Source organism: Streptomyces sp. NPDC030809 (genome assembly GCF_055572195.1).
The window spans coordinates 18222-42397 of the sequence record NZ_JBVIDV010000013.1; the positions used below are offsets into that span (position 1 = coordinate 18222).

Genomic DNA, 24176 nt, shown 5'->3' on the forward strand with positions numbered 1-24176 from the left:
GGGCAGGGCCCGGCCCGCGGCCCGGGCCCCTTCCCGATGTATCACACGAATTCGGGAACCCGTGCCGCGGGGCCGGGCCGATTTCCTGCCGATTTACCGGTCGTTCCCGAATCCACCGCATGCGGGATATCTGGTCCGGACCTTTTTCACGGGTGTTCTCCGCCGGAATTCGAGCGCTTTTCCGGGCGGCCTGGTGCGATGTTCTTCCGGCCGGTCGGGCATCAGGCTCCGACGGCTTCGGGCAGGACCAGGCGGCGGGGTGCGGCGCGTCCCCACGGGAATCCGTGGTGCAGGTGGACGGCCGGCGGGCGGTCCTCGTCCACCTCGACCGCGGCCGCGGCCAGCACCTCGGGCACGGGCTCGACCTCCAGGAACCGCCAGCGGACCGCCGCGTCGTCGGCCGGCGGCCGGAAGGCGAGCACCCCGCGGTCCTCGGCGAGGGTGAACGCGAAGGAGTCGAAGGGCAGGCCGAGTCCGAGTCCGCGGGCCTTGGAGTACGCCTCCTTGAGCGTCCACAGGCGCAGGGCGCGCCGGTTGCGCGGCCGCCCGGGGGCGGCGGCGGCGATCCAGGCCTGCTCCTCGGCGGCGAAGGTGGCGATGATGTTGTCCAGGCCGCGTTCGCCGCGGTCCAGCCGCTCCACGTCCACCCCGATGCGCAGGCCGCGGGAGACGCCCAGCAGGTTGTACGCGTTGGCGTGCGAGAGGTTGAAGTCCAGGCTGTCCGCCCCGCGGGGCAGTCCGCCGGCGGGGGTCTGGAGGAAGGGCCGCCCGCGCGAGGACCGCCAGATGACGGCCTCGGCCTCGGGGATGCCGGTCTCCAGGGCCAGCACCCGGCGCACCAGGGCGTGGGCGACGAGGTACTGGCGGCGGTCGCGCTCGAAGAGGAAGCGGTTGGCCACCTCCTGCTCGTTCTCGTCCAGCCAGTACGAGGCCAGGGTGGCGGCGATGCCGGGCGCGAGGTCCTCGTTGGGGCAGAACCACAGGTTGACCGGGGCGGGTTCGTGCTCCCCCGGGGCAACCGGGTCGAGCGGCAGCGTGGTCATGCCGCCCCCTCCTCGCCGTCCAGCCACAGCGGTACGCGCAGGAACGCGGACGCGGGCAGCGGCACGGCCGCGGCGGCCGCGCCCCGGGCCGCCTCCAGTGCGGTCCAGTCCACGTCGAGCCCGGACAGCCACAGGCCGCGGAGCTGGTGCAGGCGCCCGGACTCCCAGAGCGCGGCGAGGTAGCCGGCCGTCTCGGGTACGCCGCCCAGGTCCAGCGGGTCGGCCCCGCCCTCGCGCAGGTCGGCGCAGGGCGCGCCGCCCTCCAGGAACCGCTCCAGCTCCCGCAGCAGTTCGGCGGTGTCGCCGACGACGGCCGCGAAGCGGCAGTCCATGGCGGCCCGGCCGGTGCGCAGGGCGCGGGCGAGCACCCCGAGCGGGGGCACCGGTCCCGGCCCGCCGAGCAGGTCGGCGAACCGCCGGGCAGTGGCGGCCAGGTGGGCGGGGGTGGGGGCGGACAGCACGAACAGCTCGGGGGCCGGTCCGGCGGCGGGGTCGGCGGCGGGGCCGGGCTCGTGGTCCGGGCCGGGGGCGGGGGGCACGTACTCCTCCAGGACCACCTGCGCGTCCACGCCGCCGGCCCCGCGCACGCCGACGCATATCCGGCGGGGCGCGCCGGGCGCCCGCTCGCCGTCCCAGGGCTGTGCCTCGGGGCGGTCCGGACCGGGGGCCAGGATGCGGTGGCGCAGCTGGAGCACGGCGCGGGTCAGGGCGGCGGCCCCGGTCGCGGGACCGGCCTCGCCGACGAGGGCGCGTACGGATGCGGCGTCCTCGCGGACGGCTGCGGCGGGTGCGTCCAGTCCGGCCGCGCGCAGGGCCTCGCGCAGCACCCGCCCGTCCGCGGCGGGCGCGGCGCCGGCGGGCGGCGCGGCGGGGGCGGCGCAGGCCTCGCGCAGGGAGGCGGCGGCGCGGGCGGCGGCCTGCGGGCGCCCGAGGGCGGCCCGGGACCGGCGGCCGGGTCCGGCGGGTGCGGGCTCGGGGGCGGTGTGGCCGACGGCGCTGCCGCGGATCACGCAGTGGATGCCGTCCCCGTCGGCCAGGGCCCGGGCCAGGGGCTTGAGCAGGAGGGCGCCGACCCCTTCGCCCGCGCCGGGGCGCCGGGCGGCGGGGTGCAGCAGCAGCCGGACCCCGCCGACGAGGGCGGCGGCGCACTCGCCGCGGTGCAGGGCGGTGACGGCCTGGTGGAGGGCGACGAGCACGGAGGACTCGGCGGTGTCGACGGCCTGGCTCGGGCCGGTGAGGCCGAGGAGGGCGGAGAGCCGGTTGGGCAGGCTCCACTGGCCGCCGCGGGGCAGCGGCCGGGGCTGCTCGCGCCGCCAGGTGCGGGCCGCGAGCAGCACGTAGTCGCCGCTTCCGGCGCCGGTGAACACCCCGAGGCTGCGCGGGGTTCCGTCGGCGGCGGTCAGGGCGTCGAGGCGGCCGCCGGTGCAGCCGGCGTCTTCGAGGGCCTCCCAGGCGGTCTCCAGGAACAGCCGCTCCTGGGGGTCGATGAGGGCGGCCTCGCGCGGGTCGATGCCGAAGAACTCCGGGTCGAAGTCCTGTACCCGCTCCAGGTAGTGGCCCGGTTCGTCGCCCGGCCGGCCGGCGGGCGGCACGGCGGCGCTGTCGTGGCCGCCGCGGGCCAGCCGCCAGAAGGAGGCGAGGTCGGGGGCGCCGGGGTAGCGCCCGGCCATGCCGACCACCGCGACCGGGCCGGTGTCCGCGCCGGCCTCGGGGGCGGGTGCGGGTGCGGCGGCACCGGTGGCGGTGCGCGCGGGGGCGGGGAGGGCGGGGGCCGGGGCGGGCCGCCCGGCCGCGTCCTGCTCGGGCGGGATGCCGGGCAGGCGCAGGACGACGGGGGCCGGGAGGGCCGGGTCGGCGGCACCGGCGGTGCCGGTCAGCAGCGCGGCCACCTGGGCCCGGTCCAGATGGCCGTTCTTGAACCGGGTCAGGACTTCCTTCTCGTCCATCTGGACGCGCTCCTTCTCAGGGTGGAAACAGCTCAGCCGCGGCGGGCGAGCAGGACGAGTGCCTCGTCCACGGTGAGCCGGTCGTCGCGGATCGCGTCCAGCAGGACGTCGAGGTCCGCACCGGGCTGCGGCGGTACGGCGGCGGCCGAGGCGGGGGCGGCAGCGGGGGCGGGTGCTGCGGGGGCGGGGCGGAGCGGGGCGGCGGCCGGGCGGAGGGCCGGCTGCGCCACCGGGGCGGCGGGGGCCGCGGCCGCGGCGGGGGCGAGGTCCTGCGCGGCGGCACCGGTGCGGGCCGCGATGTACGCGGCCATGGCGGCCAGGTTGGGGTGCTCGTACAGCAGTACGGACCGCTCCTGGAGGCCGAAGGCGCTGTTGACGAGGGCGATGTACTCCGCGCCCACGATGGAGTCCACGCCGAGCACGTTGAACTCGGCGGTGGTGCTGATCTCCCAGGGGTCGCAGGCGAGGATCCCGGCGAGCTGCTCGCGCAGCACCTCCGCGATACGGGTCGCCGCGGCGGGGGCGGGGGCCTGCCGTACGGGGGCGGGGCCGGGGGCCGCGGAGCCTGCGGCCGCGGTCCCGAAGGCGGCGGGCGCCGCGAAGGCGGCCGGGGCGGCGGCCGGGACCGGGGCGGGGACGGCCGCGGGGGCGGGGGCGGCCGCGCTGCCCGCCGCCCGGGCCACCTCGCGCGCGAAGGACGCCGGGGTCGGGAAGTCGTACAGGTCGGTCGCCAGCACCCGCAGTCCGTACCGGGTGTTGACGACGGCCACGAACTCCACCGTCAGCAGGGAGTCGAGCCCCAGGGACTGGAAGGTCTGCTCGGGGTCGATCTTGTCCGGCTTGACCCGCAGGACGTCGCCGAGCACCCCGATGAGGTCCGTCAGTACGTCCGCAGAATGGTCATTCGTCATCGCAGGCTCCTCCAAGCCGTCGGGTAACGCAGTCACGCGGTGCTGCCCGAGAACACCGCCCGGGACCGGCCGTCCGCGGGCGCGGGCCGCCGGGTACGGGTCCCGCCCGGGCGGGGTGCGGGTCCGGTGCCGGGCGTCCCGGTCCGGAAGTCCTTCTCCGCGCCCTCGGGGACCAGGCTCGGCAGCAGCAGCGACCACAGCCCGGACACCCGGCGCTGCAGCTCGTCGTCCGGCATGCCGGTGGCGGCCAGTGCCTCGATGCCGCAGGAGGCCGCGACGACCAGCGATTCGATGCTCTCCCAGCAGGCCCCGGGGCGGAGTTCGCCCGCCTGACGGGCCTGGCCCAGCAGGGCGCACACCGCGCCCAGCCAGACCCGGTGGAAGTCGGTGGGCAGCTCGGGGAGCCCCGCACGCTCCGCGGTGATGCGGAATCCGGCCGGGATCGCCGGCTGGTCGCGCAGGCTCCGGGCGAGCCAGTGGGTCGTGTCGACCAGGGTCTGGAGCGGCGAGCGCCCGGCGGCGCGCAGGTCGCGCACCGCGGCGTGCAGCAGGCCGCAGGCGTGCTGCTGGACCGCCTCGGCCAGGTCGTCCTTGGAGCTGAAGTGGAAGTACAGCGCTCCCTTGGTCACTCCGGCGTACGCGGCGATGTCGACGAGCTTGGCGTGCGCGTACCCGTTGCGGTGGAACATCTCTGCCCCCGCCTCGACGAGCCCCTTGCGGGTCCGCTCCGACCTGTCCTGCATGGCACTGCCTCCTGGGCCCGCGGTCCGGGCGTACGTCCGGCCCGGCGGGGCGGGACGCCGCCGCATTGATGGTGTGGCGAACGGCCGTCAGGCGACGCGTACGAGCTGGTCGTTGGCGGGTTCCGCCACCACCGGGTTCTCGGGGCTGGCCATGAGGATCGAGCGCTGGAGCCGGCGCAGGGCGGCCGAGGGCTCCAGGCCGAGCTCGCGCACCAGGGTGGCGCGCAGCCGCTGGTAGACGTCGAGCGCCTCGCCCCGGCGGCCGGAGCGGTGCAGGGCCAGCATGAACTGGCCGTGCAGGTTCTCGTGGGTGCGGTAGCGGCTGGCCAGCACGGTGAGTTCGGCGAGCAGTTCGCGGTGCCGGCCGAGCCGCAGGTCGGCCTCGATGCGCTGGTCGAGCGCGCAGAGCCGGGTCTCTTCGAGCCGCCGGGTCTCCATGTCGAGCTGGATGCCGCCCTGCACGTCGGCGAAGGCGGGTCCGGACCACAGGGCGAGCGCCTCGCGGAGCATCCGGGCCGCGCCCGGGAAGTCGCCGCCGTCCATCGCCCGGTAGCCCATGCCGGCCATCCGGTCGAACTCGCGGACGTCGCTGGTGCCGCCGTTGCTGTTCAGCATGTAGCCGCCGGGCAGCGTGACCAGCACGTCCTTGGCGGTGCGCTGCTCGCCGGTGCCGTCGCCCTCGGCCGCGCCCTTCTCCAGCGCGGTCGCGATGAGGGCCCGCAGCTGCAGCACGTACGTCTGCAGCGTGGTGCGGGCGCTGCGCGGCGGGGTGCCCGCCCACAGCTCCTCGATCAGCGCCGACACCGGAACGACCTGGTCGGCGTGGAGCGCCAGCAGAGCCAGCACCTGTCGCGGCTTGGGGGCCGTCGGCGTGATGGAGACTCCGTGCTCCCGAACCGCCAGTGTGCCCAGTACTTCGATGTCCACGCCTACTCCCCTGTCCGTGGATGAGCCAGAGCAAGTAAAAAACAGGACCGGCGGTTTGTCAATATGAAACCGACCGGATGCGCTGTTTGATTCGCAAGCACGTCCGAGCCCTCTTGAATACCGCCTCTGACCTGCGGATATACCCTCTTTCAAGGGATGCTGGGGCGGTGCCGCCCGGGGCGCGAGGGGCCTGCGGGACCCCGGAAAATCCCCGAACTAAGCAAACCGGGTGGTCTCTATCTGACCTTGGGCTGTCTCTCGTCTGACCCCCGCCGGACATGCGAAGGCCCCGGCCGCGCGCCTTCGCGCACGGCCGGGGCCCGTCCCGCCCTCACTGCTGCCGCCGGCTCCCCGCCGCCTGCAGGCCGCCGAGGGCGGCCGCCGGGACCAGGGTCGGCAGCAGCAGCCGCCAGAACCGGGTCACCGTGGAGGCCGAGAGCCAGGCCCGGTCCCGGATCCCGAGCACCTCGAAGCCCACGGTCGCGGCCACCACCGCGGCCGCCACGTCCCCGACCGCCACCCCGGGGCTCAACTCCCCCTCCCCCGCGGCCTTCTCCAGGGTCTCCCCGACCCAGCAGCGCCAGCAGTCCCGCAGCCCGCCCCGCCGGGGCCGGGAGGCCTCGCCGCTCAGCGCGAAGCCGGCCCGCAGCACCACGTCCGCGCGCTGCGCGGCGGCGAGCCCGTGGGTGACGTCGACCAGGCCCTGGACGCGCCCGCCCGGGCCGGCCCCGCCGGCCCCGGCCGTGACCGCCGAGAGCCGGTCCAGCGCCGCCTCCTCGACGGCGTCCGCCAGGGCGGCCTTGTTGGCGAAGTGGAAGTGGAGGGCGCCGGCGCTCACCCCGGCCAGTGAACTGATCGCGGCGAGCGAGGCGCTGGGAAGTCCCTCTCGGTCGAGCACCTCGGCCGCGGACCGGATCAGGGCGTCGCGCGTACGCGCTGCGCGTTCCTGCCTCACCATCGACTCCTCCGTCGTCCGGGGGCCGCCCGCCCGCCGGAGGCAGGCCGGAGCGCTCGCCCCTACCGGGTACTGTAACAAACCGCCCGTGCGGTTTTACGAAAAACCCCTGGTGGTACGCGGGAGGAGGGCGGTGCTGCGGCCGGGAGTCCGCAGTGCGGTACGGAGTTGACCCTGACCCGAGGTCAGGGTGGAACCTCGGGGCATGACCCTTTCGACCCCTTCGGCCGCCCCGGCGCGGACCGCCGCGATCCCGGCCGGGCACCCGGCCCCGTCCACCGTCCGGGCCCTCACGGCCGCCGCGCCCGCCGCGCCCGGAGCCCCCGCCGCGCTCGACAGCGGCTGGCGGCGCGCCTCCCGCGGCGTGCGGCCCTGCGGCGTGCGGTCCCGCGGCCGGATGGCAGCCTGACACCATGGCGTACGGGCTCACGATCGGTCAGGCGGCGGCGTTCGCAGGCGTCACGGTGAAGACCGTGCGCCACTACCACCGGCTCGGTCTGGTCGAGGAACCGGAACGGGACCTCTCCGGCTACCGCCGCTACGGGTCGCACGACATGCTGCGGCTCGTACAGGTCCGCACCCTCGCCGGCGCAGGCGTGCCGCTGGCCGAGATCCCCGATCTGCTCGACGCCGACCCCGAGCGGTTCGCCCGTGCCCTGGACGACGTGGAACGGCGGCTCACCGAGCGGATAGAGGAGCTGAAGGCCAGGCGCGCGGTGCTGCACCGGCTCGCCTCCGGTGACCGCCTGCTGCTCCCCGAGCGCGCCTGCGAGGTCCTCGACAAGCTCGCCGGTCTGGGCTTCAGCGCCGACTACGTGGCCCTCCAGCAGGAGGCCCTGGTCCTGGCCAGGGCCCTGGTGCCGGAGGTCTTCGAGACCTTCCTCGCCCAGCTCGAACAGCAGCTCGGCGACCCCGAGTACGCCGAGCTGGTGAAACGCTGCCGGGACGCCGAGTCGTGGGATCCGCAGGACCCACGGCTCGACGCCCTCGCGTCCGCCCTCGCCGCCAAGGTGCTCGCGCACCGCGAACTCCTGTCGATGCCGGCCGAGTTCCGCGCCCGGCCGGACGCCGCCGCCCGCTACGGCCTGATCAACCACCACCGGGAGGACCAGGCGCCGGCCGCCGCCCGGATGAACGAGCTGCTGGAGGCGCACCTGCGCGCGGCGGGCGTGGACATCCCGCACCGCTGACGGGCGCGGGTACGGCCCGTGCGGCCCCTACGCGTACGTGTAGAAGCCGCGGCCGGACTTCTTGCCCAGCAGCCCGCTCTCGACCATGCGCAGCAGCAGCGGCGGCGGCGCGTAGCCCGGGTCCTTGAACTCCTCGTACATGGCCCGGGCGATGGACACGGTCGTGTCCAGGCCGATCAGGTCGGCCAGGCGCAGCGGACCCATCGGGTGCGAGCAGCCCTGCACCATGCCCTGGTCGAGCACCTCGGCCGTGGCCAGGCCCGATTCGACCATCCGGATCGCGGACAGCAGGTACGGGAACAGCAGGGCGTTGACGAGGAAGCCCGCCCGGTCCGGGGAGGCGATCGGGCTCTTGCCCAGCACCTCGCGGACGAACACCTCGGCCCGTGCGGCCACCGCCCCGTCCGTCAGCACCGTGGAGACGATCTCGACGAGCGGCAGGACCGGCACCGGGTTGAAGAAGTGCAGGCCGAGCACCCGGCCCGGGCGGCGGGTGGCGGCGGCGATCCGGGCGACCGGGATCGACGAGGTGTTGGTGGCCAGGATCGCGTCCGGGTCCTCGACGATCTTGTCGAGGGTGGCGAACACCTCCAGCTTCAGGTGCTCGTCCTCCTTGGCGGCCTCGACGACCAGCCCGCGGTCCGCCAGCTCGCCGAAGTCGCGCGTGAACGAGACCCGCGCCAGGGCCGCGTCCCGCTCCTGCGCGGTCAGCTTGCCCCGGGACACGCCCCGGTCGAGGGAGGCGGCCAGCCGCTGCGGGGCCGTCACCAGCGAGGATTCGGAGAAGACCGCGACGGTGACGTCCAGGCCGGCCTTCGCGCAGAGCTCCGCGATGCCGGTGCCCATGATGCCGCTGCCGACGACACCCACCCGCTCGATGCCCGCGGCGGCGGGCTGTGTGGACGCGGTCACGGGCGGGCTCCCCAGGTCAGAAGTGATGCGCCGATGGACATGCCGCCGCCGAACCCGGCGAGCAGGACCAGGTCGCCGGTCTTCAGTGCGCCGGTGCGGTTGGCCTCGTCGAGGGCGACGGGCACCGAGGCGCTGCCGACGTTGCCGTACCGGATGAGCGTGCGGTGGGTCTGCGCGCGCTCCAGGCCGGTGCGCTCGACCACCTCGCCGAGCATCACGCCGTTGGCCTGGTGCGGGACGAAGTGGTCCACGTCGCGGATGTCCACCCCGGCCCGCTCCGCCAGGGCGAGCAGCGCCGGCGGGACGTGCTCGGCGACGAAGTCCCGGACCCCGCGGCCGTCCATCTTGAAGAAGTGGCCGCCCTCGGCGACGGTCTGCGCCGAGGCGGGGTTGCGGCTGCCGCCGGCCTCCACGCGGATCAGGTGGTGCGCGTCCCCGCGGCTGGACAGGTCGGTCGCGATGACCCCGTAGGGCTCCGGCACGGAGCCGACGACGGCGGCGCCGGCCCCGTCGGCGAACAGGATCGCCGTCTTGCGGTCGGTGAAGTCCAGGATGCGCGAGTACACGTCCGCGCCGATGACCAGGGCGCGGGCGTCGGGGCGTACGGCCACCAGGCTGCGGGCCACCTCCAGCGCGTAGACGAAGCCGCTGCACACGACGTTGACGTCGAAGCAGGCGGCGCCGTACGCGCCCAGCCCGTGCTGGACCAGGTGGGCCGTGGGGGGCTGGGGGAAGTCGCCGGTGGAGGTGGAGACGATGATGTAGTCGATCTCCTCCGGGCTCAGGCCCGCCTGTTCCAGGGCCCGTTCGGCGGCCTTCACGGCCAGGTCGGAGGTCGCCTCGTGGGGCGCCGCGTAGCGCCGCGACCGGATCTGCGTCTTGCGCTCGATCCACTCCGCGGTGACGCCGACGCGCTCGGCGACCTCCTCGTTGCCCACCTCGTCCTTGGGGAGGTAGGAGCCGGTGGAGAGAATTCCGATGCCCATGTCAGGACACCCCTGCCGGGGCGGTGCCGGGGAGCTCGCGCAGCGGGTTGAGCCGGGCCGCGCCGATCTTCTCGCGCAGGACCGGGTCGGTGACGCCGAGCCCCTCCTCGGGTGCCAGGCAGAGCACGCCGACCTTGCCGGTGTGCCTGTTGAGCTGCACCAGGCGGGCGGCCTCGCCGACCTCCTTGAGGGGGAAGACCTCGGAGAGGATCGGGGAGAGGTGGCCCAGCTGGAACAGCCGGTTGCACTCCGCCTGCTCCTGGAGGTTGGCCGCATGGCTGCCGATGATCTTCTTGAGGTTCATCCAGAGGTAGCGGTTGTCGAAGTGGTGGTCGTAGCCGGTGCTCGAACCGCAGGTGATGACCGCGCCGCCCTTGCGGACGACGAAGACGGAGATGCCGAAGGTGGCCCGGCCGACGTAGTCGAACACGAAGTGCGGGTCCTCGCCCACCGCCGCCCGGATGGCCCGGCCGAGCCGCTTGCCCAGCTCGATGGTCCGCTCGGGGGTGAGGGCCTCGTCCCCGCCCATGCCGATCTCGTTGCGGTTGATCACCACGTCGCAGCCGAGCCGGCGCAGCACCTCGGCCTTGCGCTCGGAGCTGACCACGCCGATGGGGATGCCGCCCGCGTTCTTGACCATCTGCACCGCGAACGCGCCGAGCCCGCCGGTCGCGCCCCAGATGAGGACGATGTCGCCCTGCTTGATGCGCGCGCCGTTGGCGCCGACCAGCATCCGGTACGAGGTGGCGGCGGTGAGCAGCACGCCCGCCGACTCCTCCCACGTGAGGTGGGCGGGCTTGGGGAGCAGCTGGCTGGCGCGGACCACCGAGTAGTGGGCGAGCCCGCCGAAGTTGGTCTCGTAGCCCCAGATGCGCTGGCCCGAGCCGAGCATGGCGTCGCCGTGGGTGGCCGGCTCCTGCTCGTCGACCTGCACGCAGCTGGCGACGACGTGGTCGCCGACCTTCCAGCGCCGTACGCCGGCGCCGACGCGCACGACCACGCCGGACGCGTCCGAGCCGACCACGTGGTGGGGCAGGTCGTGGCGGGCGGCCCAGCCGCCCTCGCGGGCGTTGCGCTTGAGGAACTCGAAGGTGGGCACCGGCTCGAAGGTGGCCGACCACACCGTGTTGTAGTTGATGGAGCTCGCCATGACGGCGACGACCACCTCGTCCGGCGCGATCTCCGGCATCGGGACCTTGCCGACGTGGAGGGACTTGCGGACGTCCTTGTCCTCCACTCCGGTGAACATCCCGACGTCCGAGGCGAGGGTGTACGCGGCCTCGTATTCCGCCGGGAGTTCGTGCTTCCCGATTTCCTCCGGACCGGCCCCGGCCAGCACCGCTTCGGTCAATGAATCCATGATTCCCTTTCCCCCTTCGCCGCGGCCGCGGCGGAATGCGCTCGAATGAGGTCTGCGCGGAAAGGGGCGGCCCTTTTTCCGAAAGGGCCGCCCCCTTCCTCGTTTCAGAGGACCGCGCCGGCCTTGGTACGGCGCTTGAGACCCGGCCGGCTGGACTTGGCGAGGTCCTTCCACATGTCGGAAAGGCCGATGATGGTGCGTGCCGCGAACAGGCGGCGGATGGAGACCTCCTGCTGGAGTTCCGTGCGGATCAGCCCGGTCAGGCGGATCGCGCGCAGCGAGTTGCCGCCGAGGTCGAAGAAGTCCTCGTCGATGCCGACCTGGTCGATCTCCAGCACCTCGGCGAAGAGGCGGGCGAGGACCTGCTCGGTCTCGTTGCGCGGGGCCTGGTGCTTCTTGTCGTCGAACCCGGGCTCCGGCAGCGCGGCCCGGTCCAGCCGGCCGCCGGCCGCGACCGGCAGGGCCGCGACGGTCTGGAAGACCGACGGGAGCAGGGACTCGGGCAGGCGGGCGGCGGCGAACTTGCGCAGTTCCTCGGCGTCGACGGCGCGGCCGCCCGCGGTGACCACGTAGGCCACGAGCTTCTGCTGGCCGGCGGGGTCGGTGCGGAAGGCGGTGGCCGCCTGCGCGATCCCGTCGAACCCGGCGAGCGCCTCCTCGGCCTCGGTGAGCTCGACGCGGACCCCGCGCACGTCCGCGCGGGTGGCGTCCTGGCCCACGTACTCCAGGCCGTCGGCGGTCCGGCGGACGCGGTCCCCGGTGCGGAACAGCACCGAGCCGGCCGGGCCGAAGGGGCTGGGGACGAAGCGCTCGGCGGTCTGCGCGGGGCGGCCGGCGTAGCCGCGGGCCACGCCGGGCCCGGCCACGTACAGCTCGCCGGTCACGCCGGCGGGCACGGGGGCGAGGCCGGGGCCGAGGACGTACAGGGCGGTGGGGGCGAGCGGGGCGCCGAGCTCGGCGGCGCGGTCCGCGGGGGCGTCCGCGGCGAGGCGGCGGGCGGCGGCGGAGCCGGCCGTCTCCGCGGGGCCGTGGGCGTGTACGAGGACCAGGCCGGGGCAGGCCTCGCGGACCCGGCGCAGGGCGGCGGCGGGGACGCGGTCGCCGGCGGTCCACACCTCGCGCAGGGCGGCGAGGCTCGCGGGGCGCTCGGCCGCGACGGCGGCGAACTCCGCGGCGGACAGGCGTACGGCGGTGATGCCGTGGGTCTCGGCCAGGGCGGCGAGGTCGGGGGTGCCCGCGGGGGCGAGGACCACGCGGCCGCCGTTCAGGAGCGGCGCCCACAGGTCGAGGGCGAGGGCGTCGGAGGTGTGCGGGGCGTGCCAGAGCACGGTGCCGCGGGCGGCCTCCTGCCACGGGCCGGCGAGGGCGGGCAGCTCCACGTTGCGGTGGGTCAGGGCCACGCCGGCGACCGCGCCGGCCGGGCCGGCGGCGGGCACCACGGCCAGCAGGCCGTCCGGGTGCGCCGGGACGGAGTCCGCAGGGTCCGCGGAGCCCGCGGCGGGGCCCGCGGCGGGGCCCGCGGCGAGGTCGGCGAAGAGGAGCGCGGTCAGGCCCAGGGCCTCGGCGAGCGGGCCGGCGGTGGCCGCGTCGGCGCCGAGCAGGGTGCCGGCGGCGGCCTCGCGGACCACGGAGGCGGCCTGCGCGGCGGGGGCCGCGGGGTCCACCGGCAGGTAGGCGGCGCCGGCCTTGGCCACGCCGAGCAGGGCGGTGACGAGGTCCGCCGAGCGGGGCAGGGCCACCGCGACGACCGACCCGGCGCCGATGCCCCGGCTGCGCAGCGCCCCGGCCACGAGGTCCGCGCGCTCGTCGAGCTCGCGGTACGAGACCTCGGCCGTGCCGGACACCAGCGCGACGGCGTCGGGGGTCTGCGCGGCCTGGCGGGCGAAGAGGGCGGGGACGGTGAGACCCGGCAGCCCGGAGGCGGCGGGCGCGCTCAGCACCCGGTCGCGGGCGGCGCCGGCCACCACGTCGAGGGCGCCGACCGGCGTCTCGGGGTCGGCCACCAGGGCGCGGATGTGGGCGATCAGCTCCTCGCCGATGAAGCGGAGCTCGGAGCGGGAGTACAGGTTCGAGGGGGCGTCGAGGCGGATGTACAGGTCGCTGTCGGGGGTGCCGTCGTTGTAGACGCCGATCGCCAGCTCCTCGAAGGCGCCGGTGGTGCCGCCGAGGTAGCGGGCCTTGAGCTCGCCGAACTGGAGCTGCTCCACGAAGTCGACGACGTTCATGACGGCGCCGAAGCTGGCGCGCTCGCTCAGGACGGTGCCGCTCGCGCGCTGGATGTCCGAGTAGTGGCAGGCGGTGTGGTCGAAGAGGTCGTACGTCTCGTCGACCATCGTCTCGGCGATCTCGGCGAAGGTGGCCGAGAGGGGGACCTTCACGCGCACCGGGGCCACGTTCACCGCGAGGCCGGGGGTGCGGCTCGCCACGCCGATGCGGTTGCCGACGGCGAGCGAGATGAGGAACTCGGGGCGCTCGCAGCGGTGCCGGAAGTAGACGGCCGCGGCGGCGGACAGCAGCTGGGAGGTCCACACGCCCAGGGACTTCGCGGTCTCGGTCCACGCGTCGGCCTCGGCGCGCGGCACGGTGAGGGTGCGGCTGGTCATGCCGATGGGCTCGGTGAGCTCGCCCCAGCGGTCGGCGCTGTTCAGCGGCTCGGAGAGGACGGCCTGCTCGGCCTCGGAGAGGGCGACGCCGGGGACCTGCGCGGGCGCCGGGGCGTCCGCCAGGTAGGTGCGCCAGAACTCCTTGTCCTCGGTGAACTGCTCGGAGGCCAGGTACTGCTCGGACTCGGCCGCGACCGGACCGACGTGCCACGGGTGCGGCAGCTCGGGGACCTGCTCGCCGCGGGCCAGCGCGGTGTAGACCTCGGCGAAGCGGCGCGAGAGCAGGCCGCCGGTGCCGAAGCCGTCGGAGATGAGGTGGTGGTAGGCCATCACCACGAGGGTGCGCTCGGCCGACAGCCTGACCACGCCCATGCGGAACAGCAGGTCCTGCTTGAGGTCGAACGGCTGCCGCAGCAGGTCGGCGAGGGCTGCGCGGGCCGCCTGCTCGGGGTCGGCCTCGGCGCTGAAGTCCAGGGAGAACGGACGCCAGTCACCGAGCTCCCGGGGGATCTGCTTCAGTCCGCTGCCGTCGTCGTGGAACGTGACGCGCAGGACCTCCGCCTCGTCCAGGACGTGCAGGAACACGGACTCCATGAGCTCCGCGTCCAGTGCACCGTCCACGTCCCACATGGTCAGCGCATGGTTCAGCGTGTCGGAAGAGACGGCCTCCGCCAGCCACAGCCCTTTATGCGCAGGTGACGCACCGAACGAACGCACAGGATCAACCCCTAAGGAAAACAGGTCCGAGAATCGGAGGAATTCGCAGATCACCCCACCTTCACGGGAGGGGAATAAGCCGGTCAATACAACTGGGTGCCGGCGGGACAAGCGGCCGCGGCCCTTGTGCCTGTCCCGCCGGCGGGACTTCTCTCACCGGGCGGAGAACCGCTCGGAATGCGCTGGAACCCGCGGGCTCAGGCCTTGACCAGCAAGGACGTGATGTGCCCGGCGATCTGCCGCGGGGACGGGTGCTTCAGGACCAGGTTCGCCCGCAGCTTGTGGCCCGTGGAAGCGGTGAGGCGCTTGCTGAGTTCGACGGAAAGCAGCGAGTCGAAGCCGATTTCCTTGAACTCCTGGTCGGGGTCGACCGAGGCGCTGGACGGGTGTCCGAGCACGACGGCGACCTTGTCGAGGACGTGGTCGAGGACGAGCGCCTGCGCCTCCTCGCCGGAGGCGGCGGCGACCCGGTCCGCCAGGGAGGCGGACTGCTCGCCGGCCGCGGGCTGCTCCTGCGCCGGCACCTCGGCGGCCGCCGCGGTGTGCACGGAGTTGAGCCAGTACCGCTGCCGCCGGAACGCGTACGTCGGCAGGTCCACCCGGCGGCGCTCGCCGATCAGGGCGTCCCAGTCGACGGTCCCGCCCCGGGTGTGGAGCTGGGCCAGCGAGCCGACCACGGTCTCCACCTCCTCGCGGTCGCGGCGGGTGGAGGACAGCACCACCGCGTCGTCGAGGTCCTCCAGGATCTCCTGCACCGGGGCGTTCAGCACCGGGTGCGGGCTCATCTCGACGAACGCCCGGACCCCGTCCGCGGCCAGCCGCCGGACGGTGGACTCGAAGAGGACCTTCTCGCGCAGGTTGGCGTACCAGTACTCGGCGTCCAGGCGGGTGCCCTCGACGGGCTCGCCGTACACGGTCGAGTAGAACGGCACCGTCGTGGCCTTCGGGCTGACGTCGCCCAGGACCTCCAGGAGCTTCTCGCGGTACGGGGTGACGTAGTGCGAGTGGGAGGCGTACGCGGCGGCGAGCTTGCGCACCTGGACCTCGTCGGCCTTCATCTTCTCGACGAACTCGTCGAGTGCGGCCGGGTCGCCGGTGACGGCCACCGAGCGGGGGCCGTTGACCACGCCGACGCTCAGCAGGCTGCCCCACGGGGCGAGCCGCTCCTCGACGACCTCGGCGGACTCGGCGACCAGGGCCATCGCCCCGTGGCCGAGCAGGTCCATCATGACCTTGCAGCGCAGGGCCACGGTCTTGGCGGCGTCCCGCAGCGAGAGCGCGCCGGCCACGTACGCGGCGGCCACCTCGCCCTGGCTGTGGCCCACCACCGCGGCGGGCTCCACGCCCCAGGACCGCCACAGGGCGGCCATCGACACCATGACCGAGAACAGGGTCGGCTGGATGACCTCGACCCGGTCCAGGGAGGGCGCGCCCTCCGCCTGGCGGATCACGTCGAGGACCGAGAAGTCGATCCACTCGGACAGTGCGGCCGCGCACGCGTCCATGCTCTGCGCGAAGGCCGGGAAGGCCTCGTACAGGCCGCGCCCCATGCCGACCCACTGCGAGCCCTGGCCGGGGAAGACGAACACCGGGCCGCCGGGCTGCCCGGCCGCGCCGCGCACCACCGCGGGGGACTCGGCCCCCTGGGCGAGGGCGTCGAGGGCGTCCAGCAGTTCTGCGCGGCCGCGGCCGAGGACCACCGCGCGGTGCGCGAAGCGGGAGCGGCTCGACAGCAGCGAGGCGGCGATCGCGGCGGGGTCCGCCTGCGGGTCGTCGGCCACGAACGCGCGCAGCCGGGCGGCCTGCTGCTCCACGACGGCCGCGCTCTTGCCGGACAGCACCCACGGCACCACGCCGCCGACGACGCCCGGGGCGGTGCCGTCCGCGGCCGCCGACTCCTCCTGCGGGGCCTCTTCGAGGATGACGTGCGCGTTGGTGCCGCTGACGCCGAACGAGGAGACGCCGGCCCGGCGGGGGCCGCTGCCGCGGGTCCACTCGCGGCCCTCGGTCAGGATCTCGACCCCGCCGGAGGACCAGTCCACGTGCCGCGAGGGGGTGTCCACGTGCAGGGTCTTCGGGAGGTGGCCGTGGCGCATGGCCATGACGGTCTTGATGACCCCGCCGACGCCGGCGGCGGCCTGGGAGTGGCCGATGTTCGACTTCAGGGAGCCGAGCCACAGCGGCCGGCCCTCGGCGCGGTCCTTGCCGTACGTCGCGAGCAGGGCGCCGGCCTCGATGGGGTCGCCCAGCTTGGTGCCGGTGCCGTGGGCCTCGACGAGGTCCACCTCGGAGGGCGCGACCCCGGCGTTGGCGAGGGCGCGCCGGATCACCTTCTCCTGGGCGCGGCCGTTGGGGGCGGTGAGGCCGTTGCTGGCGCCGTCCTGGTTGACCGCGGAGCCGCGGATGACGGCGAGCACCGGGTGGCCGTTGCGGCGGGCGTCGGACAGGCGCTCCAGGAGCACCACGCCCACGCCCTCGGCCCAGCCGGTGCCGTCGGCGGCGTCCGAGAAGGCCTTGCAGCGGCCGTCGGGCGACAGGGCGCCCTGGCGGGCGAACTCCACGAGGGCGGCGGGCGTCGAGAGGATCAGCGCGCCGCCGGCCAGGGCGAGCGAGGACTCGCCGGAGCGCAGCGACTGCACGGCCTGGTGGATGGCGACGAGCGAGGACGAGCAGGCGGTGTCCAGGGACACCGAGGGCCCGGTCAGGCCCAGTTCGTACGAGACGCGGCCGGAGGCGACGCTCAGGGAGCTGCCGTAGAGCAGGTAGCCCTCCAGCTCGCTCTGGGCCGCTTCCAGGAAGCGCCAGCCGTACTCGGTGGAGCTGATGCCGGCGAACACGCCGACGTCGGTGCCGCGGACGTCGGCGGGGACGATCCCGGCCCGCTCGAAGGCCTCCCAGGAGGTCTCCAGCAGCAGGCGGTGCTGCGGGTCGGTGGCCAGCGCCTCGCGCGGGCTGATGCCGAAGAACTCCGGGTCGAAGTCGCCGACGCCCTCCAGGAACCCGGCGTGCCTGGTGTACGTGCGGCCGGTGGCGTCGGGGTCCGCGTCGTACACGTCCTTCCAGCCGCGGTCCGTCGGGAACTCGCCCACCACGTCCCGGCCTTCGCGGACGATGTCCCACAGCTGCTCGGGCGAGGTCACGCCGCCGGGGTAGCGGCAGGCCATGGACACGATGGCGATCGGCTCGCCGTGGCCGGCCTTCAGCGCGTCGTTCTCCTGGCGGAGGCGGTCGCGCTCCTCCAGCAGCTGCCGCAGCGCCCGCTGGACCCGGTCCGCGCCCTCCGCCGTCTGATCTGCGGAGTTGGTCATGTCACTTACCTCTTCTCATCCAGAGCCAGGTCGAGCAGCGCGTCCAGGTCCAAGTCGGACAGTCCGTCCACACCGGAGTCCGCGTCCGCCCCGTCCCCGTCGGCGGCGGCCGGCCGGTCCGGGCCGGCGCACGCCAGGATCAGGTCCAGGAGGCCCGCGCTCCGCAGGCTCTCGATCGAGACGGTCCGCAGCGCTTCACGGATTTCAGTCTCCTCGGCGGCACTCGCGTCCTGCTCGGGGCGCAGCAGGCCGAGGAGGTGCTCGCTCAGCTCCCGGGGGGTCGGGTAGCTGAAGACGAGGGTGGAGGCCAGGCGCAGGCCGGTGGCGGCCGCCAGCCGGTTGCACAGTTCGACGGCGGTCAGCGAGTCGAATCCGAGCTGGGTGAACGCGGTGTCGGCGTCCACGGCCGCGCCGGACGGGTGGCCGAGGACCACCGCGACCTGGTCGCGGACCCATTCCAGGGCCGCGGCCTGCGCCTCGTCGGCCGGCAGGCCGGCCAGGCGGTCGGTGATGGCGGCGGCGCCGTCCTTGGCCGCGCCCGCCTTGGCGCGGCGGCTGCGGCCGGTGTCGGCGAGGCCGCGCAGGAGCAGCGGCAGCTCGTCGGCGGGCCGGCCGCGCAGCCCGGCGAGGTCCACGCGGGCCGGGACGAGGACGGCCCGCTCGCTCGCGCAGGCCGCGTCGAACAGGGCCAGGGCCTCGTCCGTCGGCATCGGGGCGATGCCCATGCGCCGCAGCCGGGTGAAGTCGGCCTGGTCCAGGTCTCCGGTCATGCCGCTGCTCTGCTCCCACCAGCCCCAGGCCAGCGAGTGGCCGGGCAGGCCGGCCGCCGTGCGCTGGGCCGCGAGGCCGTCGAGGAAGCCGTTGGCGGCGGCGTAGTTGGCCTGTCCCGCGGTGCCGATGGTGCCGGCGAGGGCGGAGAACTGGACGAACGCCGACAGGGGCAGGCCGCGGGTCAGCTCGTGCAGGGCGATCGCGCCGCCGGCCTTGGCCTGCAGGACGTGGTCGATGCTCTGCGGGGTCAGCGACTCGACGGTGCCGTCCGCCAGGACGCCGGCCGCGTGCACGACCGCCGTCAGGGGGTACCGGCCGGGCAGGTCGGCGATCAGGTCCGCCAGGGCGGCCCGGTCCGACACGTCGCAGGCGGCGACGCGGACGGTTGCGCCCGCGCCCTCCAGTTCCGCGACGAGTGCGGCGGCCCCTTCGGCCGCGGGGCCGCGGCGGCTGGCCAGCACGAGGCTGCGCACGCCGTGCTCGGCGACGAGGTGGCGGGCCACGAGGGAGCCGACGCCGCCGGTGCCGCCGGTGACGAGCACGGTGCCGCCGCCGAAGCCGCCGAGGTCGAAGACGAGCTTGCCGACGTGGCGGCCCTGGCTCATCTCGCGGAAGGTGGCGCGGGCGTCGGCGATGCTGCGCACGGAGATCGGGCTGAGCTGCACCCGTCCGTCCGCGAACAGCTCCATGACCTCGCCGAACATCGCCCGGATGGTGTCCGGGCCGGCGGTGCCGTAGAGGTCGAAGGCCTGGTACGTGACGCCCGGGTGCTCGGCCGCGACCACGGCGGCGTCGCGGATGTCGGTCTTGCCCATCTCGATGAAGTCGCCGCCGCCCGGCAGCAGCTTCAGCGAGGCGTCGACGAAGGTGTGCGCGAGGGAGTTGAGGACCACGTCGACACCGCGGCCGCCGGTGGCGCCGAGGAACTTGTCCACGAACTCCAGGTCGCGCGAGGAGGCCAGGTGGGCGTCGTCGAGGCCCATGGCGCGCAGCGCCGGCCACTTGGCCGGGCTGGCGGTGGCGTAGACCTCGGCGCCGACGTGCCGGGCCAGCTGGACGGCGGCGGTTCCGACGCCGCCGGCCGCGGCGTGGATGAGGATGCGCTGCCCCTTGCGGAGCTGCATCACGTGGAAGAGGGCGTAGTAGGCGGTGAGGAAGGTGCTCGGCATGGAGGCCGCCTCGGCGTGGCTCCAGCCGTCGGGGACGTGCGCGAGCAGCCGGTGGTCGGCCACGGCCACGCGGCCGAAGGAGCCGTTGAAGATGCCGGTGACCCGGTCGCCGGGCGCGATGCCGGTGACGTCCTCGGCCACTTCGAGCACGGTGCCGGAGCCCTCGCTGCCGAGTCCGGCGTCGAAGGCCGTCCGGTCGATGAGGCCGAGGGCGATGGTGACGTCGCGGAAGTTGAGGCCGGCGGCCTGCACGGCGATGCGGACCTGTCCGGGCTCCAGGGGGGCTTCCACCTCGGGGCACGGGATCCAGGTCAGGTTCTCCAGGGTGCCCTTCTTCGGGATGCCCAGGCGGTACGCGCCCTCCGCCGGGAGCTCCAGCCGCCGGTCCGCGGGCGCGGCCGGGGCCAGGCGCGGGACGAGGGGGGCGCCGGCGCGCAGCGCGAGCTGGTCCTCGTCGAGGGCGAGCGCCTGGGCGAAGGCGGCCAGGGAGCTCTCCTCCCCGTCGATGTCGACCAGGCGGAAGCGGCCGGGGTGCTCGGTCTGCGCGGAGCGGATCAGGCCCCAGACGGAGGCGCCGGGCAGGCTTGCGACCTCGTCGCCCGCCGCGGCGGCCTGGGCCAGGCCGGTGAGCACGACCAGGGTGGAGCCGGCGAGCCGCTCCTCGGCGAGGAACTTCTGTACGAGCTCCAGCACGTGCTTGCCGGCCCCGGCGACGGCGGCGAGCAGGTCCTCGCCGGCGGGCAGGACGTCGTCGAGGGCGAGGACGAGGTGGCGGGGGGCGTCCCCGGCGAGGACCTCGCCGAGGGAGGCGTACAGGGCGGCCGTGCCGTCGCCGGCGGCGAGCAGCCGGGCGGCGAGGCCGGTCTCGGCGCCGATGACGCCCCACGGGCCGTTGCCGGTCTCCGGCGCGCCGTCCCGGCCGGCCTCGGGGGCCGGGCGCCAGTCGAGTGCGTACAGCGACTCCTCGCGGCCGCCGCGGGCGGCGCGGACCTGCTCGGCGCTGGCCGGGCGGAAGGTGAGCGCGTCGACGCCGGCGACCGCGCGGCCCTGCTCGTCGGCGATGACCAGGGACACGACGCCCTCGGCGGCCGGGGTGAGCCGGACGCGGACGGTCGGGCCGCAGGTGCCGGCCAGGTGCACGCCGGACCAGGCGAAGGGCATCCAGCCCTGGTCGCCGGTGACGGTGATGACCCCGCCGGCGACCACCGCGTGCAGCACGGTGTCGATCAGCGCCGGGTGCAGGGCGAAGCCGCCGCCCGCGCCCTCCGGCAGGGTGGCGAGGGCGTACAGGTCCTCGCCCTTGCGCCAGACCTCGCGCAGGCCGCGGAAGAGCGGACCGTAGTCGAAGCCGCCGTCCGCGAGGGAGTCGTAGAGGCCGTCGAAGCCGATCCGCTCGGCCCCGGCCGGCGGCCAGGCGGCGAGCGCGCGGGCCTCCTCGGCCAGGGCGCCCTGCGGGGCGCCCGGGGCCAGGCCGCCCATGGCGTGCCGGGTCCAGCCGGCGGCGGAGTCCCCGGCGGGGCGGGAGTACACGTCCAGCGAGCGGCGGCCTCCTTCGTCGGCGGCGCCGACGACCACCCGCACCTGCACCTCGCCCGTCTCGGGGAGGATCAGGGGGACTTCGAGGGAGAGCTCTTCGAGGGTGGTGCAGCCGACGTGCTCGCCCACCGAAAGCGCCAGGTCCATGTAGGCCGTCGCGGGGACGACGACCGAGTCGAACACCCCGTGGTCGGCGATCCACTCGTGGGTCCGCACGGACCACAGGTCGGTGAAGACGAGCTCGTCGGTGCCGGGGTTCTCCACCACGGCGCCGAGCAGCGGGTGTCCGGCGGCCGACAGGCCGGCCGAGGCCACGTCCGCGGACGCCCCGCCGGCGAAGAAGTCCATCCAGTAGCGCTGGTGCTGGAAGGCGTACGTCGGGAGGTCCACGCGCTCCTGCGTGCCGAACAGGGCGGCCCAGTCCACGGGGACGCCCAGGACGTGCAGTTCGGCGAGGGCCCCGGCGAGCCCCTGGGCCACCCCGCGGTCGCGCCGCGCGGAGGCGACGACGGAGGCGTCGTACACGCCCTCGCCGGCGAACGCGTCCTTGGTGAGGCCGGCGAGCGTGGAGCCCGGGCCGACCTCGACGAAGAGGGTGGCGCCGGCCTCGCGGGCGCGGTCCACGGCGTCGTAGAAGCGGACCGGCTCGCGGACGTGGTTGACCCAGTGCGCGACGGAGGTCAGCTCCGCGAGGCCGGCCTCGCGGCCGAGCAGGGTGGAGACGATCGGGACGGACAGCTCGCCGCCGGCCAGGGGCAGCGCGCGCAGCGCGAGTTCGAACTCCTCCAGGACCGGCCCCATCAGCGGGGAGTGGAAGGCGTGGTCCACGGGGAGCAGCTTGGCCGAGCGGCCTTCGGCCACGAGCCGGTCGCGCAGGTCGTGGACCTCCTCGCGCAGGCCCGAGACCACGACCGACTCCGGGCCGTTGACGGCGGCGATGCCGGTGCGGAGGTAGGGGCGCAGCAGGGTGAGGACCTCGGTCTCCGAGGCGCGGACGGCCAGCATGGCGCCCGGCTCGGTGACGGCCTGCATGACGCGGCCGCGGGCGGCCACGATGCGGGTGGCGGTGTCCAGCGGGAAGGCCCCGGACACGTGGGCGGCGGCGATCTCGCCGACGGAGTGGCCGATCAGGCGGTCGGGCTGCGGGGCGTAGCGGGTGAGGAGCCGGTACAGCGCGACCTGGAGGGCGAACAGCGCCGGCTGCATGACGTCGGTGCGCTCGCGGCCCTCCGGCTCCTCGGCGAGGAGCAGCGGCTTGAGGGCGAAGGGGAGGTGGGCGTCGAAGCTCGCGCAGACCTCGTCGAGGGCTTCGGCGAAGACGGGGAACTCCGCGTACAGCTCCCGGGCCACGCCGGTCCACTTGGAGCCCTGGCCGGGGAACATGAAGACGGAGCCGCCGGGCTCGCCGGCCGTGCCGCGCACCACGGCCGGGGACTCGGCCCCGTCGGCCAGCGCGGCGAGGGCGGCCAGCAGCTCGTCGCGGCCGGCGCCGAGGGCGACGGCGCGGTGCTCGAACCGGGCCCGGCTCGACACCAGGGAGGCGCCGATGGCGGCGAGGTCGGCGGCCGGGTCGGCTTCGACGAACGCGCGCAGCTTCGCGGCCTGCGCCCGCAGGGCCTGCTCGGAGCGGCCCGACAGGGCCCACGGCAGCAGGTTCGCGGTGCCGGCCGGGGCTGCGGCCCCGGCTTCGGCGTCGGCCGGCGCCTCGGGGGCCTGCTCCAGGATCAGGTGGGCGTTGGTGCCGCTGGCGCCGAAGCTGGACACGCCGGCCCGGCGGGGGCGGCCCGCGGGGGTGGTCCACGGGCGGGCCTCGGTCAGCAGCTCGACGGCTCCGGCCGTCCAGTCCACGTGCGTGGAGGGCCGGTCCACGTGCAGGGTCTTGGGCAGGACCCCGTGCTGCATCGCCATGATCATCTTGATGATGGCGCCGACCCCGCCCGCGGCCTGGGTGTGGCCGATGTTCGACTTCAGGGAGCCCAGCCACAGCGGGTTGTCCGGCTCGTGCTCCTGGCCGTAGGTGGCCAGCAGGGCCTGGGCCTCGATGGGGTCGCCGAGGGTGGTGCCGGTGCCGTGCGCCTCGACCACGTCCACGTCGGCGGCCTGGACGCGGGCGTTGGCCAGCGCCGCCCGGATGACGCGCTGCTGCGCCGGGCCGCTCGGGGCGGTCAGGCCGTTGGAGGCGCCGTCCTGGTTGATGGCGGAGCCGCGGATGACGGCCCAGATCCGGCGGCCGTTGCGCTGCGCGTCCGAGAGCCGCTCCAGGACGAGCATGCCGACGCCCTCGGCGAAGCCGGTGCCGTCCGCCGCGTCGGCGAACGCCTTGCACCGGCCGTCCGCCGCCAGGCCGCGCTGGCGCGCGAACTCGCGGAGCACCTGCGGCATCGCCATGACGGTGACCCCGCCGGCCAGGGCCAGGCCGCACTCGCCCTGGCGCAGCGACTGCACCGCCTGGTGCACCGTCACCAGCGAGGAGGAGCAGGCGGTGTCGGTGGACACCGCCGGGCCCTCCAGGCCCAGGGCGTACGAGATGCGGCCGGAGGCCACGCTCAGCAGCGAGCCGAGCTGTCCGTAGCCCGAGATGTTCTCGGGGGTGAACTGGTGGTTGCCGTACCCGAAGTACGCGATGCCGGCGAAGACGCCGGTGCTGGTGCCGCGCAGGGAGTGCGGGTCGATGCCGGCGCGCTCCAGGGACTCCCAGGAGGTCTCCAGCAGGAGCCGCTGCTGCGGGTCGGCGGCCAGCGCCTCGCGCGGGTTGATCTCGAAGAAGTCGGCGTCGAAGTCGCCCGCGTCGTACAGGAAGCCGCCCTGCCGGGTGTAGCAGGTGCCCGGCCGCTCGCCCTCGGGGTCGTACAGGTTCTCCAGGTCCCAGTGGCGGTCCTCGGGGAACTCCGACACGACGTCCGCGCCGGCGTCCACCAGGTCCCACAGCTCCTCCGGGGAGGTCACCCCGCCGGGGAAGCGGCAGGCGACGCCCACCACTGCGATGGGCTCCCCGGCGGCGTCCGTCAGCTCCTTCAGGCGCTTGCGCGTTTCGAGCAGCTCGATCGATGTCCGCTTGAGGTAGTCGAGGACATCGGCGTTGTTGTCGTTGGTGGTCAT

Annotated in this window: 14 protein-coding genes; 2 read left to right on the plus strand and 12 right to left on the minus strand. The window is 75.0% G+C overall.

From position 1 onward, the window contains the following. Positions 1–221: 221 nt before the first annotated feature. From ACZ407_RS18520 to ACZ407_RS18545, 6 genes are all read right to left on the minus strand, one after another. Positions 222–1043 carry a 4'-phosphopantetheinyl transferase family protein gene (locus ACZ407_RS18520; protein ID WP_468129383.1) on the minus strand — a complete coding sequence of 274 codons (822 nt, stop codon included), beginning with the start codon at positions 1041–1043 and terminating at the stop codon, positions 222–224. After that, positions 1040–2989, minus strand: coding sequence for a beta-ketoacyl [acyl carrier protein] synthase domain-containing protein (locus tag ACZ407_RS18525; RefSeq protein WP_468129385.1), 1950 nt, complete (start codon positions 2987–2989; stop codon positions 1040–1042). The genes ACZ407_RS18520 and ACZ407_RS18525 overlap by 4 nt, the downstream gene beginning before the upstream one ends. A gap of 32 nt (positions 2990–3021) precedes the next feature. After that, positions 3022–3900, minus strand: a complete 879-nt coding sequence (locus tag ACZ407_RS18530; protein ID WP_468129387.1) for a phosphopantetheine-binding protein — start codon at positions 3898–3900, stop codon at positions 3022–3024. Positions 3901–3932: 32 nt separating this feature from the next. Further along, on the minus strand, positions 3933–4643 hold the full coding sequence (locus ACZ407_RS18535) for a ScbR family autoregulator-binding transcription factor (RefSeq protein ID WP_468129389.1): 711 nt from the start codon (positions 4641–4643) through the stop codon (positions 3933–3935). 87 nt (positions 4644–4730) lie between these two features. Continuing rightward, positions 4731–5570, minus strand: coding sequence for an AfsR/SARP family transcriptional regulator (locus ACZ407_RS18540; RefSeq protein WP_468129391.1), 840 nt, complete (start codon positions 5568–5570; stop codon positions 4731–4733). Positions 5571–5901: 331 nt separating this feature from the next. After that, positions 5902–6528, minus strand: a complete 627-nt coding sequence (locus ACZ407_RS18545; RefSeq protein ID WP_468129393.1) for a ScbR family autoregulator-binding transcription factor — start codon at positions 6526–6528, stop codon at positions 5902–5904. A 202-nt stretch (positions 6529–6730) separates the two neighbouring features. On the opposite strand from ACZ407_RS18545, the gene ACZ407_RS18550 reads away from it, so the two are divergent. Both ACZ407_RS18550 and ACZ407_RS18555 read left to right on the plus strand, forming a co-directional pair. After that, the gene (locus tag ACZ407_RS18550) at positions 6731–6934 is read left to right on the plus strand and encodes a hypothetical protein (RefSeq protein WP_468129395.1); all 204 of its coding nucleotides are present in this window, start codon (positions 6731–6733) and stop codon (positions 6932–6934) included. Between the two features lie 4 nt (positions 6935–6938). Continuing rightward, positions 6939–7715 carry a MerR family transcriptional regulator gene (locus ACZ407_RS18555; RefSeq protein WP_468129397.1) on the plus strand — a complete coding sequence of 259 codons (777 nt, stop codon included), beginning with the start codon at positions 6939–6941 and terminating at the stop codon, positions 7713–7715. 27 nt (positions 7716–7742) lie between these two features. Here the strand turns inward: ACZ407_RS18555 and ACZ407_RS18560 are convergent, their stop codons facing one another. From ACZ407_RS18560 to ACZ407_RS18585, 6 genes are all read right to left on the minus strand, one after another. Further along, on the minus strand, positions 7743–8627 hold the full coding sequence (locus ACZ407_RS18560) for a 3-hydroxybutyryl-CoA dehydrogenase (protein WP_468129399.1): 885 nt from the start codon (positions 8625–8627) through the stop codon (positions 7743–7745). Beyond that, a complete protein-coding gene (locus ACZ407_RS18565) occupies positions 8624–9613 on the minus strand; it encodes a 3-oxoacyl-ACP synthase III family protein (RefSeq protein WP_468129401.1) in 990 nt (329 codons plus the stop codon). Before ACZ407_RS18565 ends, ACZ407_RS18560 begins: the two co-directional genes overlap by 4 nt. A 1-nt stretch (position 9614) precedes the next feature. Next, positions 9615–10973, minus strand: coding sequence for a crotonyl-CoA carboxylase/reductase (gene ccrA / locus ACZ407_RS18570; protein ID WP_468129403.1), 1359 nt, complete (start codon positions 10971–10973; stop codon positions 9615–9617). Between the two features lie 104 nt (positions 10974–11077). Beyond that, positions 11078–14347, minus strand: coding sequence for an AMP-binding protein (locus tag ACZ407_RS18575; protein ID WP_468129405.1), 3270 nt, complete (start codon positions 14345–14347; stop codon positions 11078–11080). 143 nt (positions 14348–14490) lie between these two features. Beyond that, positions 14491–17601 carry a type I polyketide synthase gene (locus ACZ407_RS18580; protein WP_468129407.1) on the minus strand — a complete coding sequence of 1037 codons (3111 nt, stop codon included), beginning with the start codon at positions 17599–17601 and terminating at the stop codon, positions 14491–14493. A gap of 5 nt (positions 17602–17606) precedes the next feature. Beyond that, positions 17607–24176, minus strand: coding sequence for a type I polyketide synthase (locus ACZ407_RS18585; RefSeq protein ID WP_468129409.1), 6570 nt, complete (start codon positions 24174–24176; stop codon positions 17607–17609).

Bases quoted from the DNA above. Each gene is read 5' to 3' on its own strand.
- ACZ407_RS18585 (WP_468129409.1), bottom strand. From the start codon at position 24,176: ATGACCACCAACGACAACAACGCCGATGTCCTCGACTACCTCAAGCGG.
- ACZ407_RS18520 (WP_468129383.1), bottom strand. From the start codon at position 1,043: ATGACCACGCTGCCGCTCGACCCGGTTGCCCCGGGGGAGCACGAACCC.
- ACZ407_RS18550 (WP_468129395.1), top strand. From the start codon at position 6,731: ATGACCCTTTCGACCCCTTCGGCCGCCCCGGCGCGGACCGCCGCGATC.
- ACZ407_RS18525 (WP_468129385.1), bottom strand. From the start codon at position 2,989: ATGGACGAGAAGGAAGTCCTGACCCGGTTCAAGAACGGCCATCTGGAC.
- ACZ407_RS18565 (WP_468129401.1), bottom strand. From the start codon at position 9,613: ATGGGCATCGGAATTCTCTCCACCGGCTCCTACCTCCCCAAGGACGAG.
- ACZ407_RS18530 (WP_468129387.1), bottom strand. From the start codon at position 3,900: ATGACGAATGACCATTCTGCGGACGTACTGACGGACCTCATCGGGGTG.
- ccrA (WP_468129403.1), bottom strand. From the start codon at position 10,973: ATGGATTCATTGACCGAAGCGGTGCTGGCCGGGGCCGGTCCGGAGGAA.
- ACZ407_RS18555 (WP_468129397.1), top strand. From the start codon at position 6,939: ATGGCGTACGGGCTCACGATCGGTCAGGCGGCGGCGTTCGCAGGCGTC.
- ACZ407_RS18535 (WP_468129389.1), bottom strand. From the start codon at position 4,643: ATGCAGGACAGGTCGGAGCGGACCCGCAAGGGGCTCGTCGAGGCGGGG.
- ACZ407_RS18545 (WP_468129393.1), bottom strand. From the start codon at position 6,528: ATGGTGAGGCAGGAACGCGCAGCGCGTACGCGCGACGCCCTGATCCGG.
- ACZ407_RS18580 (WP_468129407.1), bottom strand. From the start codon at position 17,601: ATGACCAACTCCGCAGATCAGACGGCGGAGGGCGCGGACCGGGTCCAG.